Consider the following 17,535-nt stretch of genomic DNA (forward strand, 5'->3'; position numbering starts at 1 on the left):
TTATGAAGCCGTGGAAAGGGTTGCTCCGTCTGGTCACTTACAAACCGGCCCTATACGTGGCGGATGCGGGTTTATCCATTTTGGGATGGTTATTGTTTTTGATTCCTGCATATGTAAGTCAGAATTTTTTTAACAGGCTTAGTTCAGATACTTCTAATACCAGTATACTATGGGGCTTAATCACATTTTTTCTGTTTGGACACATCATTAGAATTCTTGTGTTTCTTTTAAATCGTTACGTAGATGTGACCTTTACTCAGCTTGTCGCAGCATTGCTGCGCAAGAATATGCTTGTGCAATACTTCAAGCGGCCGGCGGGAAATTCATTAAATACATTAAGGGGAGAAGCGATCAACCGGTTCAGAGACGATGTAGAGAATACAAGCATGTTCTTGGGTTTCACTACATTTCTTGATGTGCTCGGTGCTTTCTTTTTTGCGACAACAGCCTTGATCATTATGTTCACTACGGATGTTGCGTTGACCATTTGTGTATTCATTCCCCTGGTGATCGTAATCATCATCACACAAATTTCCAGAAAAAAAATTCAAGCCTACCAGACCCTTTCGAGAGGAAAAACAGGAAAAGTTAATGGATTTATCGGAGAGATTTTCTCTGTTGTCCAGGCTGTTCAGGTTGCTGGAGCCGAAGGCTCTGTTTCCGGGGAATTCAAAAGACTGAATAAACAGAGAATGGATATTGCTGTAAAGGAGAATCTGTTCGGGACGATTTTAAACTCCACGTACTCCAATATTGTCAATTTGGGAACAGGGGTAATCTTACTGCTGGCTGCATTGCGAATTGATAAAACAGGTTTTTCAGCAGGTGATTTCGCTATGTTCACATATTATTTAACGTGGGTGACGCAAATGATGCTGCGTTTCGGCAATGTAGTCGCAAGCTACCAGCGCGTAGGGGTATCTATCCGCAGGATTAATGAGGGAAATGATGACCCGAAAGATGTTTTTGCACATGCGTCCTTGTTCCAAGATCAGCAGGAGGAGAAGCCGCAAGAGTCCAATACGATTAAGCCTTTGGAGGTACTGGAGCTGAGTGCGCTGACGTATTATTACCCTAATTCAACTAATGGGGTCAGGGATGTCAGCCTCAGGATACAACAAGGATCGCTGACAGTCATCACAGGTAAAGTAGGTTCAGGCAAAACCACACTGTTAAAAACGATCTTGGGCTCATTAAAAATGGATTCAGGGGATATTTACTGGAACCATCAAAAAGTGGAGTCGCCAGACACATTTTTCATTCCGCCAAGAACCGCTTACGTTTCTCAAAATCCAGTTATTTTTAATGAATCTGTCAGGGGCAACATCCTTCTGGGAGAAGTGGATTTAGAGCAGCATTTGCAGGATACGCTCCGTACCGCTCAATTGGAAGCGGATATGCAGCTATTCGATGAGCAGGATGATTTCTCAGCGGGAGTGAAAGGAGCCAGATTATCCGGAGGGCAGCGGCAAAGAGTGTCTATTGCGCGGGCTGACATCAGACACTGTGAGATCCTTTTCCTAGACAGCATATCCAGTGCATTGGATCATGAAACGGAAAGTTTACTATGGAGTGATCTGCTGAAGAAAAAAGGTACCCATACCTTGATCGTAGTCAGCCATCAGAGCTACTTAATGGAGAAGGCCGATCTTGTTGTTGTTATGGAACAAGGCGCTGTTGCAGAAGTGGGAACATTCGAAGAACTGCAAAATAATAAGGTTATCATGGAAATGCTCTTGCTGGAGTCTGGTTCTGAGGGGCAACAAGCAAAGAAAGAGGATATTCAGGGTGAGGAGCTGCACGCTAAATGAATACACAATCTTTTGACCAGAAGGTAGACAGCATTATTCAGGAAGTTATGCAAACGAAAGAAACGATCCCGGATGATCAGAGTCTGGATGAGCTGGGACTGACATCAATGAAATTTATAGAATTAGTCATCAAGTGTGAAGAACGGTTCGAATTCAATTTGGAGGATTCTTATTTGCTTAAGGAATTCTTTGATACCCCCGCGAAAATTAAAGAAACGCTACAGCAGCAGCATAGCTTGACGGAGATGAAGGAACTATGAGGATCTTGTTCTGTATTCCATATGCCGGAGCATCAGCGTCCATCTACCGTCATTGGAACAATAGAATTCCTGACACGGTATGTATCCCTTTAGAATTGAAAGGAAGAGGCTCGCGGTGGAGTGAGCCCTTCTACACCGTGTTTGAGGAAGCCATCGAAGATCTGCTGTCCACAATAACACCTTATATATCCCCGGCAAACCGCATTGGTTTGTTTGGGCATAGTATGGGGGCCTTACTGGCTTATGAATTGGCACTCGCTTTGCAGGCACAAGGGAAGGAGATCGACCAGTTATTCCTCTCAGGCAGATCATGCCCCCAATTGGATTCCAATAAGGAGGCAGATCACCTGCTTGAAGATGATTTGTTTGTTAGGAAGATAACTTCTTATGGAGCCGCAGAGTCGGAATATCTTCAAGACCCCACGTATCGAGAATTTTTCCTGCCTATTCTGAGAAATGACTTCTTCATCATTTATGACCATAAGATTAAACAGGCACCACCCCGAATAACATGTCCCGTCCATATTTTATATGGTACCTATGATCAATCGACCCTGGGAGATCTAAAGAATTGGAACAAATACACTACAGCTCTGCCGGAATATACTGAGTTTCAAGGGGGGCATTTTTTTATAAAAGAGTTCGAGGAAGAGGTACTTCATCTTATTCATAATCAAATGACTGTGGATTATTAACTTGAGGAAATAAGGGGATTTCACATAATGCCTAGAGTCTTAACAGAACCGGTACAGATTAATCAGGATGTTGAGGAAATCGTGTTTTGTGATTTTGCAAGATTACAGGAATGCTCGTTCAGTTACCCCAAAAATCAGTTCTACATGTACATAACGAATTCGGGCAGCCATCTATTCCACATCAAATACAATGGAAAATCAGCAACCATCGAGCCTTCGGACTACTTGGAAATCAAAGAGAACACCAGTGAATTCCAGATATATTGCACAACAGGATCTCAGGGTTTTGAAGTAAGGTCACATGCTTACTGCGCGGAGACGAATTTTGTTTCTCAAAAAGTACTGTTTATGGACCCGAACCCGTTACTTTCTACTTATAATTGTTATGCCAGCCTTTGTTCTATAGTTCCAATAAATGAGGAAAATAAGCCCTGGTTCTACAGTAATTTTACTCAGATTTGTTATGATTATAATTATAACTGGTATTTCTTTGAGAACCATAACATTCTGGATACTTGTCCTTGGCTTGAGAATTATAAGTTAAGAAGAGAAATGATCAGCAAACGTTTCACATCCATCCGAAATTTCCTTGTCGATGCTATAAATGATGATTTCTATTGCTATCTCATCGTCAACCTCTTTCATATTCCTTCCCAATATTATAACAAGTCAGATTTCCCCCACGAAATCCTGATTTACGGGTTTGACCTGGAGAACGAGGAGTTTTATATTGCCAACAATTTTTCTGAAGGGAGATATGTTCTATCCAAATGTTCCTTTGAACAGATGGAGAGGGCCTTCAATACTGTATCTGTGGACTGGATTGAGATCTGCATGTATCGGGTTAAATCATTAGACTACAAAGTTGATTTTAACAAGAGATATTTTGTGAATTCTCTGAGAAGCTACCTGACAGGACAGCCGAGTATTCTTCAACCTGCTTTTCCTTCTTGGTGGACGTATAATTGTAAATACGGTTTAGATGTTTACAGGCATTTAATCACTATAATCAGGAATACTTCAGCGGATGATTATTTGGATAAAAGAGTGTTTTGTCTCTTGCAGGAACACAAAAAAATGATGGTTCTCAGACTCGGCTTTATACAAGAGCATCTGAAAGCTGATGTTGCCTTGTTAACATATGAATATGAAAAATTAGCCAAAATCTCGGCTATACTAGGAAATTTGGCGTTGAAGTACAACTCCACCAAGAATGTTGCTTTGCTGGATAAAATCATCTATTATACGAAGGATATTATGGAACAAGAGGATGTACTAATAAGAAAACTATTATTAAACATTGAAGAGAACATTGCCGTTAATATAGATTAGTGTGTACTTCACATTCTGAGATTACCAAGAATGTTTAAAAGTTTGTAAAAGTACTGGATTCTTTTCCCCTGCACAAGTATGATATAAGAGTCGATTTCCGAGTAAGCAATACACGGGGGGCTAACATGAATCAAAGGTTATCTGATGAGTTGTCCAGCACAATCGGCAGCAGCAGTTTAGTTTCGATGGTTGTTTCTTTGCTTTGTGTAGTATTATCTTGGTGGGCACTTCAGAACCTTAAGCTCGATTTGGTCATAAGATATCCCAAGAGCCCTCAAGGAAGGCTGCTGCATTTATTGCTGGCCATTGTCCTGGGCCACTTTGTGGCCGGGTTTCTGCTGGATTACCTGGGCTGGAGTGTGCAAATCCGCAACATGTTTTAAAAATGGCCGGAAGGTTATAAGTGTTGCCGGCTACTTGACGTAGAAAGCTGTCGAATAATAAGGTTTTATAATGTTAACACTTATTAACACATGCATCTTAACTTCGAAAATTAATATCAGAAATAATGGACGCGGAGGGAAACCGTAATGAGCAAATTTATCGTCCGCGGTGGCAACAGATTGACCGGGAGCGTGAAAGTTAGCGGTGCAAAAAATTCCGTACTACCGATCATAGCCGCCTCTCTATTGGCAGAAGAAGGGGTAAGCGTCATTGTGGACGCACCTCCGTTAGACGATGTAATGACAATCAGCAAAGTGCTGGAATCTCTGGGTGCGGGCGTTACATACCAGAACGATATTATCGAGGTGGATGCCAGAAACATCTCCTCCTGTGAAGCGCCATATGAATGGGTGCGGAAAATGCGGGCTTCTTTTTTAGTGATGGGTCCTCTTCTGTCACGGTTGGGGCGTACGCGTATTTCTTTACCGGGCGGCTGTGCCATCGGCACAAGACCGATTGACCAGCATTTAAAGGGTTTTGAAGCGCTTGGTGCCGAGATCAGTCTTGGCCAGGGCTATATTGAAGCGAAATCAAACGGACGGCTGCGTGGAGCTAAAGTATATCTGGATGTGGCCAGCGTAGGTGCGACCGAAAATATAATGATGGCGGCGGCACTCGCCGAAGGCGTAACCTTGATTGAGAACGCGGCTAAAGAGCCGGAAATTGTTGATTTGGCCAATTACCTGAACGGTATGGGCGCAATCGTGCGCGGTGCGGGAACCGGAGTCATTCGCATCGAAGGCGTAGAACGTCTGCATGGGGTGAGACACAATGTCATTCCTGACCGCATCGAAGCGGGCACTTATATGGCGGCTGCAGCGATCACCGGCGGCGATGTCTATGTGGAAGGTGCAATTGCGGATCACCTGGGACCAGTTATTGCGAAGATGGAGGAAATGGGCGTTACGATTATTCCTGACGAGAACGGTGTTCGCGTAATCAGCGACAAGCCGCTGAAGGCTGTGGATTTGAAGACTCTGCCGTATCCCGGCTTTCCTACCGACATGCAGTCGCAAATGATGGCTCTATTGCTTCGTTCCGAAGGCACCAGTGTTGTAACGGAGACGGTGTTCGAGAACCGCTTCATGCATGTTGATGAATTTCACAATATGAACGCGGAGATTAAGATCGAAGGCCGTTCCGCTATTGTAACCGGTAATGCTCAGCTAGTCGGCGCCAAAGTATGCGCTACAGACCTGCGTGCCGGCGCTGCGCTTATTTTGGCGGGCCTTGTTGCCGAAGGTACTACGGAAGTTAGCGGAACCCATCATATTGACCGTGGGTACGTGCATTTGGCCGAGAAGCTGTCAGGACTTGGTGCGGACATATGGCGGATTTCCATGGAAGATTCGGAATCTGCGGCCCCGGCTGCAAAGGAAGAAACCCTCAAACCGGAAGCTGCCAGAAACGAGTCCCATAAAAGTGAAGAGATTAAGTCTCGCTTTCAGATTCTGCCAACCTGGGTATAATCGCAAATTATTTGAAGAGACCGGACCGCGTATCGCGGCCGGTCTCTTTCTGCTTCTTGACAAGGATTGAATAATTCTCTTTCTCTCAGAATAGCGTTCTAGCAGTTGCCGGAAATTCATATCTATAAGAATCACCGATGACAACTGAAAGGAGCTTAAGAGATGAAAGAGTTACGCAATCTGCTGCGGCGAATCATGAATTCGCGACGCCGCGCTGCGCGCACGCGGCGTGCTTCGCCCCGGCTCAGGCGGCTTGCGCCCGCCGCCTGGCTCGCAGCGCCCCTCCTGGCGGGGCTGCTGCTGCCGCTGCTGGTTGTCCCGCTGCGCGGGGGACAACCGGCACCCCCGGCCGTGCCGCAGGCCACGGCCTCCCCGGCGCCGCCGGGAACGGCTGCGGAGGAACCTCCGCAGCCGAAGGTCTCCGTCTATTTGTCGCATAGCGGACAAATAGAGACGCTGCCGCTGGAGGACTACGTCAGCGGCGTGGTGGCGGCCGAGATGCCGGCTGACTTTGAGCTCGAAGCGCTCAAAGCCCAGGCCGTTGCGGCCCGCACCTTCATTGTCCGCCGCCTGCTGGCCGGCGACAGAAGCGGCGTGCCCGTTCCGGGCGCGGATGTGACGGATACGGTAAGCCACCAGGCTTACATATCCAAGGCCACGCTGGAACGGGATTGGAAGCGCGGCGGCAAGCGCGCCGGGCTGGACAAACTCCGCCGCGCGGTCCTGGAGACGCGCGGTGTCATCATGACCTATCGGGGCCAGCCGATCACGGCTTCCTTTTTTGCCTCAAGCGGAGGGTATACAGAGAATTCGGAAGACTACTGGAATGCGTCTGTGCCTTATCTGCGCAGCGTTGCCAGCCCGTGGGATAAAGAAATCACGCCTAATCTGGCGGTGACATATACGTTCACGACTTCGGAACTGATGAAGAAGCTGGGGCTTGCAGCTATAGCCCTCCCCGTTTCGAGAGATCTGGCAGCCTCCTCCTTGATGAAGCCGGTCTCTTCCTCTTCAGGCCTGCCAGCCGAGGTGCTGTCTCTGACAGCCGGACACCGGGTCAAGAAAATCTCCATCGGAGGCACCGTCTTTACGGGACGGGAGGTACGCGAGAAGCTGGGGCTTCGCTCCAGCCAGTTCACCTGGAAGCGGCAGGGAGGCAAAGTTCTGATTACCACTTACGGCAACGGACATGGGGTTGGCATGAGCCAGTGGGGGGCCAACGGCATGGCCAAGGAGGGGAGGACCGCTACACAGATTCTCAAACACTATTACAGCGGGATCTCTTTTAACCAAGTCTCAACTCTTCTGAAAAAATAACTTGCAAGATACGTATAAAAGCGAAGCGCCCGGTAACACTGGTTACTGAGGTGATAAACATATGAATGAACAAGACAAAAACAAACCAAACCATGATGAATCTCTCAAAAATAAGCAGGGAGATTCAGGCGCAAAGCCTTCTTCATGGAACAGATTGTTATCCAAGCGCTGGGTATTCCCGGCAGTCTACACGGCGGCAGCGGCAATTATACTAACCATGGTGTGGGTCTATCAGGACACCGGCCAGAAGCCGCTGAAGCCAGACACCGCAGCCGTCGTTTCACAGGATTCGGCAAGCTCCGGCAATGAAGCCGGCACAGCCAAGGATGACCCTGCGGCAGTCGAAGTGGTTGCTTCGGCAGAAAGCCTGGCCTGGCCTGTAGCAAATCCGGGTGAAGTAGAAGTAGTTAAGCCGTTCTATGATGAAAAAGGGACCGAAGAGAATCATGTGGCAGCTATGGTGCAGTATAACGACACCTTCGTGCCGAATGCAGGTATCGACATTGCCCGTGAGGATAATCAGTCGTTTGACGTCAAGGCTGCGCACAGCGGCAAAGTTACCAGAGTTGAGGATGTTGCGGTGTTCGGCAAGGTGGTTGAGGTCACAGGCCCCGGCAATCTGAAGACAGTATACCAAAGTCTCGGCGACACCAAAGTCAAGCAAGGTGATGAAGTGAAGCAAGGCGACCTGCTGGCAACCGCCGGACGCAGTGAAATTGAGAAGAATCTTGGCAATCATGTGCACTTTGAAGTGTACGAGGATGGCAAGGTAGTTAATCCTTCGGATTTGCTGCCGCAGCGTTAACAATAACTTTTATTGGGGGGCTGTACAGCCTCCTTTTTTTTGTTCAGATATAAGAAACCATCCGTTTCGCCTTGTTCTCACAGAAGGCCTGTTTACGGTTGTCCACTAAATAAAATGAGCCTTTCGAAGCTTGTCACGTCCTGAAAGCGCGAATATATAGGCCCGCCCCTCATATAATGTACCAAACTATCCACAGTTGGGAGGCGGGAGCGTGCACGATTACATCAAGGAACGTACGATCAAAATCGGACGCTGCATCGTGGAAACCAGGCACACGGTCCGGACCATAGCCAAAGAATTTGGCGTTTCAAAGAGCACGGTTCATAAGGATTTAACCGAGCGTTTGCCGGAGATCAACCCTGATCTGGCAGATCAGGTGAAGCACATTCTTGAATATCACAAGTCAATCCGTCATCTTCGGGGGGGAGAAGCTACAAAAATCAAATATAAGAAAACGACGGGAAAAAAGCGCGAGGTGGCCGTAGCGTCAAAGCCATGAGATTTTCGGAAATTTAAGGAATAATCCAGGTTTATTACATTGAATAATTCCCCTAAAGTATGGTATTTTTAAATTTAGGACTAACTAACTATTTTTCTCATCCAAGAAGAATTTTCTTATATTTTAAAATAACACTTTGGGGGCTCTTTCATTATGCTTAGCAAGGATATCGGAATTGATCTTGGCACGGCCAATGTGCTCATTCATGTCAAGGGAAGGGGAGTTGTTCTGGATGAACCTTCCGTGGTCACGCTTGAAAGTGATACGAAGAAAGTCCTTGCGGTAGGTGAACAGGCGCGCCGCATGGTTGGACGCACGCCTGGAAATATTACTACAATCCGTCCTCTCCGGGATGGAGTAATAGCTGATTTTGCAATTACGGAAACGATGCTGAAGTATTTTATTGACAGTGTTGGCGGACGTACCTGGTACGCAAGGCCCCGCATTCTGATCTGTGCCCCCACGAATATAACTTCCGTTGAACAGAAATCAATCCGGGAAGCGGCTGAACGCAGCGGGGCTAAGGAAGTATTTATGGAAGAAGAACCCAAAGCCGCAGCGATCGGCGCGGGTATGGACATTTATCAGCCAAGTGGAAACATGGTCGTCGATATTGGCGGCGGAACGACGGATGTAGCCGTACTCTCCATGGGCGACGTCGTTACCGCCTCCTCGATCAAAGTCGCAGGGGACAAGTTCGACGAAGCCATTTTAAGATACATTAAACAGAAATATAAGCTGCTAATCGGGGAGCGAACCGCAGAGGATATTAAAGTTACGATCGGCTCTGTCCGTCCAGGCGGCATGAAAGCCGAAATGGATATTCGCGGGCGTGATATGGTTAGCGGACTGCCCCAGACGCTGAGCATTTCTTCTGCCGAAGTGAAGGAAGCGCTGTGGGACCCGGTTTCCTCCATCGTGGCTGCCGCCAAATCGGTGCTTGAGCGCACACCGCCGGAGCTGTCGGCAGACATTATCGACCGCGGGGTTGTTTTGACCGGCGGGGGTGCACTGTTGAACGGGCTGGACGAGCTGCTCTCCGAACAACTGCATGTTCCGGTCTGGGTCGCTGAAGACCCGATGCACTGTGTCGTCAAGGGAACGGGAATAATGCTGGATCATTTGGACAAAGTCGTTAAGAAAAAGTTCTAGGCTGCCGATAATATAAGATAATAGCAGAATCAGGAAGGGGAATTGCCCTCATGCTTAGAGGATTATATACGGCCGCTGCCGGAATGGTTACGCAGCAGCGCAGACATGATACGGCGACACAGAATATTGCCAATTTACAAACAACGGGGTACAAGCAGGTGGACAGCGTCAGCCATGCATTTCCCGATGTGCTCATCTCTGCCATGAGCAATGGTACCATCAAGCCTGTCGGCCACCTCAATACAGGGGTATTTGCCGAACAGTCCATCTCTCAGTATTTGCAGGGGGATATTGTTGAAAGCGGCAAGACCACTGATTTTGCCCTCTCTACAGACCTGCAGGTGGCAGATCCGGCAACTGGCCAGAATATTGTTTTTGACGGCTCGGGCAAATATGTGACTCCTGAAGGTGAAGTGATTTATCGTCCTCAGGCATTCTTTACGGTTCAGGATAATGACGGGAACAATTTATATACACGTAACGGCAGCTTCACTGTGGGCACGGGTGGAGAGGTGCTTAGCGCAGGCGGCTTCAAGGTTCTGGACAGCAACGGCAGACCGCTGGTCTTGACAGGATCGCAGGACAACCTTAAAGTGGACGAGCAGGGCAATCTGATTGATCCGCAGACGGGTCGCCCCTCAGGAACAAAGATTGGGGTCAGCGTGATTACAAAGCCGCAGGAGCTGATACGTGACGGGAACGGTGTCTTCCACGCCGATGATGTCCAGGCTGCAGATATCCGGTACTCTAACGGAACGGACAATTTGCAGGTGCGGCAGCGTTATCTGGAGAGCTCTAACGTTGATGTCACGCAGGTAACTGTGGATTTAAACGCAGCATACCGGGCGTATGAGGCGAATCAGAAAGTAATTCAGTTCTATGACAGTACTTTGCAGAAGGCTGTTACTGAAGTCGGAAGAGTATAGGACAGGAGGAGTAACCCGTGAATAACTCAGCAATCGGCGCAGCCGTCTCGATGTCCAGTCTCCAGCAGCGTTTGGATCTTATCGCCAATAATATCGCCAATATGGATACAGACGGCTATAAGAGAAAGGAAGGCTCCTTCGAGGATGTGCTAACCCGTGTTCAGCAGCAGTCCAAGGAATATGATCAGCCTGGCCGGAGCATGCCGCTCGGCTTCAATATGGGCTTTGGTGTTCGTGTATCCAAGGTTACCAACGATTGGGAGCAAGGCACGCTTAGGGAAACAGGCAAACCAACGGATTTGGCCATTCAGGGCAATGGATTGTTTGGGGTTCAGGTGAACGGAGTTACCGCCTATACACGGCAAGGTGATTTTCATTTTGTTCCGGATACCACGACTCCTAACACTATGATGCTGGTGGACTACTCAGGTAACCCCGTGCTGAATACGCAGGGCAATCCTGTGACGGTACCCAATAATGTAAGTGCTGCGATTGATGAACGGGGCCGGGTACTGACCAAGACGAGTGAGAATGCGCCGGTCACGGTAGCAGGCACTCTAATGATTGTAGAGCCAAACAGCAAGAGTACTTTGCAGGCTGTAGATGGTAATTTCTATGTGCTTCCTAATGGAGTCACAGCTCAGCAGGCCTTTGTGCAAAGAGCGGCGGGAACGGTTTCGAATATAGGTGTGCGTTCTGGATACCTGGAGCGGTCCAACGTGGATTTAGGCAGTGAAATAACGGAAATGATGCAGCTTCAACGCAACTACCAGCTCGCCGCCCGGGCGCTTTCCTCCAGTGATCAGATGCTTGGCCTGGCTAATAACTTGCGCGGGTAGGTGAAGGAATGGTTCGAGAGAACAGCAACAAACCGGAAGAAGAACAGCAGCAGCCTGTAAGGCGCCGCGGAATCGCCAAGTGGACCATTGTACAGTGGTTTTTGATTCCTTTGCTGCTTGTTGCTGCGCTATCAAGCGGCCTCGTTATCGGTTATGTAGTATTGGGCAAAAAAGAATTCAGCGATGTGCTTCAGTGGAGTACCTGGAAGCACGTCTACGATTTAGTATTTTCACCATAATATGCAGTAAGTTCATTGACTCCCTTGTTGTACAGGGGAGTTTTCTTTTTTATACTGGAAAATGTATAATGATGGAGGCCCCTGAGAGCAAAAAGGGCCCTCTCCGCCATATTGCCGTGTGCGGTGGAGAAAGCCCCTTATCTCAACCTCCACTGCTGCAGGTGGTGAAGGATAATTATAGTTTTTGCCGAAGCTGTCCATATTTATGCAGGGCAGCAGAGAATAACGCAGAAATGCAGCACCGGCAGATTGTACAAAGACGCGGTTACATCCGAAAGGAGCTTTGCCACAAATGCTAAATATCAATGAAATTCAAGAAATAATCCCCCATCGGCCTCCATTTCTGCTGGTGGACAAAATTACCGAAATAGAAATGGGCAAACGGGCTGTTGGCATCAAAAATGTAACGGTGAATGAACCTTTTTTTGTTGGTCATTTTCCTGGGTTTCCGGTGATGCCCGGCGTACTGATTACCGAAGCGCTGGCTCAGGTTGGAGCTGTGGCTATTCTCGGTGTGGAAGCCAACAGAGGAAAGATTGGTTTTCTGGCTGGTCTAGACGGATTTCGTTTCCGGGGTCAGGTTGTTCCGGGAGATACGCTTGTGCTTGAAGTGGAGATTACCCGGCTTAAGGGCAGCATCGGAAAAGGCCAAGCCACCGCTAAGGTAGACGATAAGGTTGTAGCCTCCGGTGAAATTATGTTCGCGCTCAGCTAGCACCTGTTATACAATCATATATCATACATGGAGAAGGAGAGATTTTGATATGACTCAATTAAGCCCAAAAGCCGCAGAAACGCTGTCACGCTGGCTGCAGGACCCTTCCGTTGACGAGAACACCAAGGCGGAGCTGAAGCTTCTAGCAAATGAGCCACAGGAGCTGGAAGAACGGTTCTACAGAGACTTGGAGTTCGGGACAGGTGGTCTGCGCGGGATTATCGGTGCGGGCAGCAACCGGATCAACCGGTATACGGTAGGCAGAGCGACTCAAGGGTTCGCCAATTACATTCTTGAGCAGCATAAGGGAGAAGGCAGACCCTCTGTTGTAATCGCCCATGATTCCCGCCGGTTTTCACCGGAATTCACGCTTGAGGCTGCATTGGTATTAGCCGGAAACGGTATTGAGGCTCATTTGTTCCACTCCTTGCGTTCTACTCCGCAGTTGTCCTTTACGGTCCGTCACCTGAAGGCTACGGGCGGCGTGGTTATAACCGCAAGCCATAATCCTCCTGAATATAACGGCTACAAAGTATATAATTCCGAGGGTGGACAACTGGTTCCGCATGAAGCGGAGAAGGTGATCTCCCATATATTGGAGGTTGATTCCTTCAATGGAGTGAAACGTATTTCCCGTGAAGAAGCAGAGTCTAAGGGACTGCTCCATTGGTTGGGCGATAAAGAGGATGAAGCTTTTACAGATACTGTGGCGGCTGTCAGTGTCGGACGCGAGGAGATCGCTTCTACCCTTGGACGTGATTTCAAAATTGTCTATACCCCGCTGCACGGGACAGGGAATTTACCGGTCCGCAGTGTGTTGAAGAAAATCGGGTTCACTCATGTTCATGTTGTACCGCAGCAGGAGCTGCCGGATTCTGAATTCTCCACAGTGAAATCCCCGAATCCCGAAGAGCGCGAAGCTTTTACCATCGCAATGAAGCTTGGGGAGGAGCTGGGTGCTGATCTGCTGATTGGTACAGACCCTGACGCAGACCGCATGGGCGCTGTTGTGCGCGACAATGAGGGCAAGTTCGTGGTGCTGTCCGGCAATCAATCCGGCGCGCTAATGATTCACTACTACCTGAGCCGTCTGCAGGAACAGGGCAAGCTGCCGAGCAACGGAGCTGTTGTCAAAACCATTGTGACAAGCGAGATGGGAGCGGCTGTAGCAGAGCATTATGGCGCTACTGTATTTAATACATTGACCGGCTTCAAATATATCGGGGAAAAAATGACTCAATTCCAGCAGTCCGGTGAATACACGTATCTGTTCGGCTATGAAGAGAGCTATGGTTACCTTGCCGGTAATTATGCCCGTGACAAGGATGCCGTGCTTGCTTCCATGTTGATTGCCGAAGCGGGAGCTTACTACAAGGCACAAGGCAAAACGCTGTATGATGTGCTTCAGGAGCTGTACGAGCAATTCGGCTATTTTCTGGAAAGTCTGGAATCACGCACTCTGAAGGGGAAAGATGGCGTAGCGCAAATTCAGGGGATCATGAGCGACTGGCGCAGCAACCCTCCGCGGGAGATTGCCGGAGCCGCTGTGAGTGAGATTCTGGATTATTCGCTAGGGTTAAACGGTCTGCCTAAGGAGAATGTGCTGAAATATTTGTTGTCTGACGGGTCATGGTTTTGCCTCCGCCCATCGGGTACAGAACCAAAAATCAAAGTATATTTCGCGGTACGCGGAGAATCCCTCCAGAATGCCAAAGACAAGGTTATAGCGCTCACACAGCAGGTTATGGCGCGTGTCGACGGGAAATAATACAAGTTATTAAGCCTCACAAGAAACGGATACAGTCTCTTATTAGGACGTGCATCCGTTTCTTCGTGAGTCAGCAAGCTGATGTAATAGAGGAGGTACTTTTGGGTGCAGCAGAAATGGCAACGTTGGAATATAGCTTCGCGGAAGTGGTTGTGGATTATTGTGGTGATCGGTGTGATTGCCGCATTGCCGGTTGTCTATGATCGTCTGCAAACGGAGAAATCTTCCAAGACGATTGAATTTGTTTTTGATTACCGTGACCTGGTGGATGCAGCAAGCTACCGGGCGAATCCGCAGGATTACATCTCCCAGCAGCTTGACCGGTTAAAGGCTGCCGGAGTGCAGAGCATGGCAATTTATGAGAACACTCTGGATGATTACCGCAAAGCCCGGCGGTTGATGATGTGGGGGGCGACGGATATCGCCAACCTGACGGATTCTGTGATTCCTGAGAACGAGAATTATACGTATATTCTTTTTACCAGTCCCAAAAATAACGAGGTGCTTGCACCGATAATCCGTGATGCCTTCAGCGGCATGGGAATTGCAACGGAAGACTGGAGCTTCCGCGGGCAACAGGGAATCATTGTAAAAACTCCGTTGGAGGATGCCACACTGAAGCCGCTTCAGCCGGACCCGTTTACGCTGGAGATGCTGCATGGAAAAGGCTTCAGCATCGTTCCCCGTCTTGTCGACTCCTTGCCGTACAATGAGGCTGCGGTTACCAAGCTTCTCGACCGCTATGAAGAGCTGGGCGTCAAACGTATTCTTTTTGAAGGCGAGTCCGTTAAAGGATTTAATGATGACGTCGATCAAGGCAGCATCACCGCATTTGGCAAACTTCTTAAAGAGCGCGGAATTGGCATTGCTACGATTGAGAATATTAAAGTACAGCAAAAAGGCTTTAATAAGCTGGCCTACCAACTGGATTATAATGTAGCAAGGCTATATTCGCTCAGCGAAGGCGACTCCGGTTTATCTCCGGAAACGATAGCCGACCGCTTTGCGCTTGCCACCAAGGACCGCAATATCCGCATGATTTATCTCAATACAATTCCGTCGCGGGACACCACCAAGGCACAGATTACCGATACGCTGGATAACCTCGTAACCAGTCTGAGCGAGCCTGGCGGGGCAGTTGACAAGATTAAGGATAACGGGTTCACTTTAGGACAAGCCACCGCCTTCGACGTAGTGGATTCTTCTTATCAGCGGTACTTCAAGCTGGTTGCTGTTATTGGCGCTGTTGCTATGATAGCCTTGCTTGTTTCTTATTTCATTCCGCTGCTTACTTTTCCGGCCTTTGCGTTTGGTCTTGCGGGTAGCGCGGGACTGATGCTGGTTAAGCCAGCGCTTTTCGAGCAGGCCTTGGCGCTTGCTGTGGCCATTAGTGCGCCTACTGTTGCAACTGTGCTGGCCGTCCGGAAAATTAATGAAATGGGACCTCCGGTGCGTGGCAACGCGCTGACCTACACAGTTATGGGGACACGCCGCCGGCTGGTGCACAGCCTTGTGCTGTTTATCAAGACAGCGGTAATCTCGCTCAGTGCCGTACCTTTTGTGATTGCGCTGTTGAACAACATCACCTACAGCCTGGTGCTTACTCAGTTCCGGGGGGTAAGTCTGCTGCACTTAGCGCCAATTGCGTTGACTGCACTGTATGTGCTTTTGTACCGTGGGGAGTTTGCGTTTAACAAGACCGGCAAGCTGCTGCGCACTCCTATTACACTGGCTTGGGTAATCGCCGCCGGTATCGTGGGGATTCTGGGCATGTACTATTTGAGCCGTACCGGCAATGGCGGTAATGTAAGCTCGCTGGAAATGTCATTCCGCACCTTCCTGGAAAATACTGCCGGAGTCCGGCCACGCAATAAAGAATTCCTTTTGGCGCACCCGCTGTTTATCTTGGGAGCCTTTATGGCCTACAAATACAGAAATGCGGCCTTCATCATGATTATCGCGGTTATTGGCCAGCTTTCGATGATAGATACCTTTGCGCATATTCATTCTCCGATTCTGATTTCGCTTGTTCGCGGTTTGTTGGGTCTGAGCCTGGGGCTGATCATTGGTGTCATCGCCGTGGGTGTATGGCAGCTTGTGGAAGGATGTTGGAAACGATGGTCGCCTCAGCTCAAAAAATTATAATTTCCGGCTATTATGGCTTCCGCAACAGCGGCGATGAGGCAGTGCTGCAGTCCATTCTGAGTGCATTGCAGAAGCATTCGCAGGCTGCGGGTATAAAGGTTGAACCCGTTGTATTATCCATAGATCCAGAGTGGACCACTGCAACTTACGGCGTGAAGGCCGTTCATCGAATGAAGCTCGGCGAGGTGCGAAGTGCAATCAAGAACAGCGCGGGTCTGATCAGCGGCGGAGGAAGCCTGCTGCAAGATGTAACAGGCAGCAAAAGCATCCCGTACTACCTGGGCATCATCAAGCTTGCCCAGTGGCTGGGCAAGCCAACCTTTATTTATGCCCAAGGGATAGGCCCGGTTAACCGCAAGCTTTTTCACCCATTGATCAAGTCCGTGTTTCGCAAATGTGCCTATGTATCTGTGCGGGACGAGCAGTCCCGCCGGCTACTTCAATCTATGGGGCTAAACGGAGACCAAGTTGAAGTTGTTCCTGATCCGGTTATGGGCTTGAACCTGCCGGAAGACAGCAAGGATTACAGCCGGATAACTGACCTGGAAAGCCGGGCTCAGCAAACAGTCGGCATATCAGTGCGTTTCTGGGAACAGTCCCGTAAGGAGCTGGATGCTCTGGCCGCAGGGTTGCTAAAGGCGTGTGCACAATTGCCGCTTCATCTGCGTTTTCTGCCTTTTCACCATCCCTCAGATAATGAAGCCTCCCGCTATATGATGCTGAAGCTGGAGGAGGAAATATCTGGACTTGGCGGGACGGTCAGTATTTGTGAGGATGCTCTTCATCCGCAGCAGATGCTTCGTGAGGTAGGGCAATGTGATGTATTGATTGGGATGCGCCTGCATAGCCTGATCTATGCCGCAGGAAGACGAGTTCCCCTCATCGGCATTTCTTATGACCCGAAGATTGATCATTTTCTGGAGCGGGTTGGCTGCCAGCCCATCGGTTCAACTGCTGCCCTGGACAGCAATAGAGTTGCCGCCGAGGTTGTTCAGCTTTTGGAGTCGGGCGAAGAATGGAAACGTAAGCGGGAGCCGCAGATTGCTTCCTTGGTCCAAGAGGCTGAGGCTCCGGCCCGTCAGATTATTGAATATTTCCGCCGTAAAGGGTGATTGATAA

The 17,535-nt window shown here is 48.9% G+C and carries 17 protein-coding genes; all 17 read left to right on the forward strand.

What is annotated here, in order from left to right:
- Nucleotides 1-2 precede the first annotated feature (2 nt).
- The 17 genes from B212_RS0129800 (at nucleotide 3) to csaB (ending at nucleotide 17,528) form a co-directional block, all read left to right on the forward strand.
- Complete coding sequence (locus B212_RS0129800; RefSeq protein WP_019915019.1) at nucleotides 3-1,811, forward strand: ABC transporter ATP-binding protein; 1,809 nt, start codon at nucleotides 3-5, stop codon at nucleotides 1,809-1,811.
- Nucleotides 1,808-2,071, forward strand: a complete 264-nt coding sequence (locus tag B212_RS32835) for an acyl carrier protein (RefSeq protein WP_019915020.1) — start codon at nucleotides 1,808-1,810, stop codon at nucleotides 2,069-2,071. The genes B212_RS0129800 and B212_RS32835 overlap by 4 nt, the downstream gene beginning before the upstream one ends.
- On the forward strand, nucleotides 2,068-2,766 hold the full coding sequence (locus tag B212_RS0129810; protein WP_019915022.1) for a thioesterase II family protein: 699 nt from the start codon (nucleotides 2,068-2,070) through the stop codon (nucleotides 2,764-2,766). Before B212_RS32835 ends, B212_RS0129810 begins: the two co-directional genes overlap by 4 nt.
- Nucleotides 2,767-2,793: 27 nt before the next feature.
- Nucleotides 2,794-4,098: a hypothetical protein gene (locus B212_RS0129815; protein WP_019915024.1), complete on the forward strand. Its 1,305-nt coding sequence runs from the start codon at nucleotides 2,794-2,796 to the stop codon at nucleotides 4,096-4,098.
- A 125-nt stretch (nucleotides 4,099-4,223) separates the two neighbouring features.
- Nucleotides 4,224-4,481 (forward strand): DUF1146 family protein, encoded by a 258-nt coding sequence (locus B212_RS0129820; protein WP_019915025.1) that lies wholly within the window; start codon nucleotides 4,224-4,226, stop codon nucleotides 4,479-4,481.
- A gap of 147 nt (nucleotides 4,482-4,628) precedes the next feature.
- Nucleotides 4,629-6,011, forward strand: coding sequence for a UDP-N-acetylglucosamine 1-carboxyvinyltransferase (gene murA, locus B212_RS0129825; protein ID WP_019915026.1), 1,383 nt, complete (start codon nucleotides 4,629-4,631; stop codon nucleotides 6,009-6,011).
- 162 nt (nucleotides 6,012-6,173) lie between these two features.
- Nucleotides 6,174-7,328 (forward strand): stage II sporulation protein D, encoded by a 1,155-nt coding sequence (spoIID, locus tag B212_RS32840; RefSeq protein ID WP_019915027.1) that lies wholly within the window; start codon nucleotides 6,174-6,176, stop codon nucleotides 7,326-7,328.
- A gap of 61 nt (nucleotides 7,329-7,389) precedes the next feature.
- A complete protein-coding gene (locus B212_RS0129835; protein ID WP_019915028.1) occupies nucleotides 7,390-8,133 on the forward strand; it encodes a M23 family metallopeptidase in 744 nt (247 codons plus the stop codon).
- Nucleotides 8,134-8,344: 211 nt separating this feature from the next.
- On the forward strand, nucleotides 8,345-8,632 hold the full coding sequence (gene spoIIID / locus B212_RS0129840; RefSeq protein ID WP_019915029.1) for a sporulation transcriptional regulator SpoIIID: 288 nt from the start codon (nucleotides 8,345-8,347) through the stop codon (nucleotides 8,630-8,632).
- 153 nt (nucleotides 8,633-8,785) lie between these two features.
- Nucleotides 8,786-9,784 (forward strand): rod shape-determining protein, encoded by a 999-nt coding sequence (locus B212_RS0129845; RefSeq protein ID WP_019915030.1) that lies wholly within the window; start codon nucleotides 8,786-8,788, stop codon nucleotides 9,782-9,784.
- Nucleotides 9,785-9,834: 50 nt separating this feature from the next.
- Nucleotides 9,835-10,710 (forward strand): flagellar hook-basal body protein, encoded by an 876-nt coding sequence (locus tag B212_RS0129850; RefSeq protein ID WP_019915031.1) that lies wholly within the window; start codon nucleotides 9,835-9,837, stop codon nucleotides 10,708-10,710.
- A 17-nt stretch (nucleotides 10,711-10,727) separates the two neighbouring features.
- Nucleotides 10,728-11,549 (forward strand): flagellar hook-basal body protein, encoded by an 822-nt coding sequence (locus B212_RS0129855; RefSeq protein ID WP_019915032.1) that lies wholly within the window; start codon nucleotides 10,728-10,730, stop codon nucleotides 11,547-11,549.
- An 8-nt stretch (nucleotides 11,550-11,557) separates the two neighbouring features.
- Entirely contained in the window at nucleotides 11,558-11,788 is a 231-nt protein-coding gene (locus B212_RS0129860) for a DNA-directed RNA polymerase subunit beta (protein ID WP_019915033.1), read from the forward strand.
- Between the two features lie 292 nt (nucleotides 11,789-12,080).
- Nucleotides 12,081-12,503: a 3-hydroxyacyl-ACP dehydratase FabZ gene (fabZ, locus tag B212_RS0129865; RefSeq protein WP_019915034.1), complete on the forward strand. Its 423-nt coding sequence runs from the start codon at nucleotides 12,081-12,083 to the stop codon at nucleotides 12,501-12,503.
- A gap of 49 nt (nucleotides 12,504-12,552) precedes the next feature.
- Entirely contained in the window at nucleotides 12,553-14,271 is a 1,719-nt protein-coding gene (locus B212_RS0129870; RefSeq protein ID WP_019915036.1) for a phospho-sugar mutase, read from the forward strand.
- A gap of 105 nt (nucleotides 14,272-14,376) precedes the next feature.
- Nucleotides 14,377-16,416, forward strand: coding sequence for a DUF5693 family protein (locus B212_RS0129875; RefSeq protein WP_019915037.1), 2,040 nt, complete (start codon nucleotides 14,377-14,379; stop codon nucleotides 16,414-16,416).
- Nucleotides 16,389-17,528, forward strand: a complete 1,140-nt coding sequence (gene csaB / locus B212_RS0129880; RefSeq protein ID WP_019915038.1) for a polysaccharide pyruvyl transferase CsaB — start codon at nucleotides 16,389-16,391, stop codon at nucleotides 17,526-17,528. The genes B212_RS0129875 and csaB overlap by 28 nt, the downstream gene beginning before the upstream one ends.
- Nucleotides 17,529-17,535 lie beyond the last annotated feature (7 nt).

Source organism: Paenibacillus sp. HW567 (assembly GCF_000374185.1).
Taxonomy (GTDB): domain Bacteria; phylum Bacillota; class Bacilli; order Paenibacillales; family Paenibacillaceae; genus Paenibacillus_AQ.

Coding starts and splice junctions, on each gene's coding strand:
- B212_RS0129800 (WP_019915019.1), top strand. CDS start 3: ATGAAGCCGTGGAAAGGGTTGCTCCGTCTGGTCACTTACAAACCGGCC.
- B212_RS32835 (WP_019915020.1), top strand. CDS start 1,808: ATGAATACACAATCTTTTGACCAGAAGGTAGACAGCATTATTCAGGAA.
- B212_RS0129810 (WP_019915022.1), top strand. CDS start 2,068: ATGAGGATCTTGTTCTGTATTCCATATGCCGGAGCATCAGCGTCCATC.
- B212_RS0129815 (WP_019915024.1), top strand. CDS start 2,794: ATGCCTAGAGTCTTAACAGAACCGGTACAGATTAATCAGGATGTTGAG.
- B212_RS0129820 (WP_019915025.1), top strand. CDS start 4,224: ATGAATCAAAGGTTATCTGATGAGTTGTCCAGCACAATCGGCAGCAGC.
- murA (WP_019915026.1), top strand. CDS start 4,629: ATGAGCAAATTTATCGTCCGCGGTGGCAACAGATTGACCGGGAGCGTG.
- spoIID (WP_019915027.1), top strand. CDS start 6,174: ATGAAAGAGTTACGCAATCTGCTGCGGCGAATCATGAATTCGCGACGC.
- B212_RS0129835 (WP_019915028.1), top strand. CDS start 7,390: ATGAATGAACAAGACAAAAACAAACCAAACCATGATGAATCTCTCAAA.
- B212_RS0129845 (WP_019915030.1), top strand. CDS start 8,786: ATGCTTAGCAAGGATATCGGAATTGATCTTGGCACGGCCAATGTGCTC.
- B212_RS0129850 (WP_019915031.1), top strand. CDS start 9,835: ATGCTTAGAGGATTATATACGGCCGCTGCCGGAATGGTTACGCAGCAG.
- B212_RS0129860 (WP_019915033.1), top strand. CDS start 11,558: ATGGTTCGAGAGAACAGCAACAAACCGGAAGAAGAACAGCAGCAGCCT.
- fabZ (WP_019915034.1), top strand. CDS start 12,081: ATGCTAAATATCAATGAAATTCAAGAAATAATCCCCCATCGGCCTCCA.
- B212_RS0129870 (WP_019915036.1), top strand. CDS start 12,553: ATGACTCAATTAAGCCCAAAAGCCGCAGAAACGCTGTCACGCTGGCTG.
- csaB (WP_019915038.1), top strand. CDS start 16,389: ATGGTCGCCTCAGCTCAAAAAATTATAATTTCCGGCTATTATGGCTTC.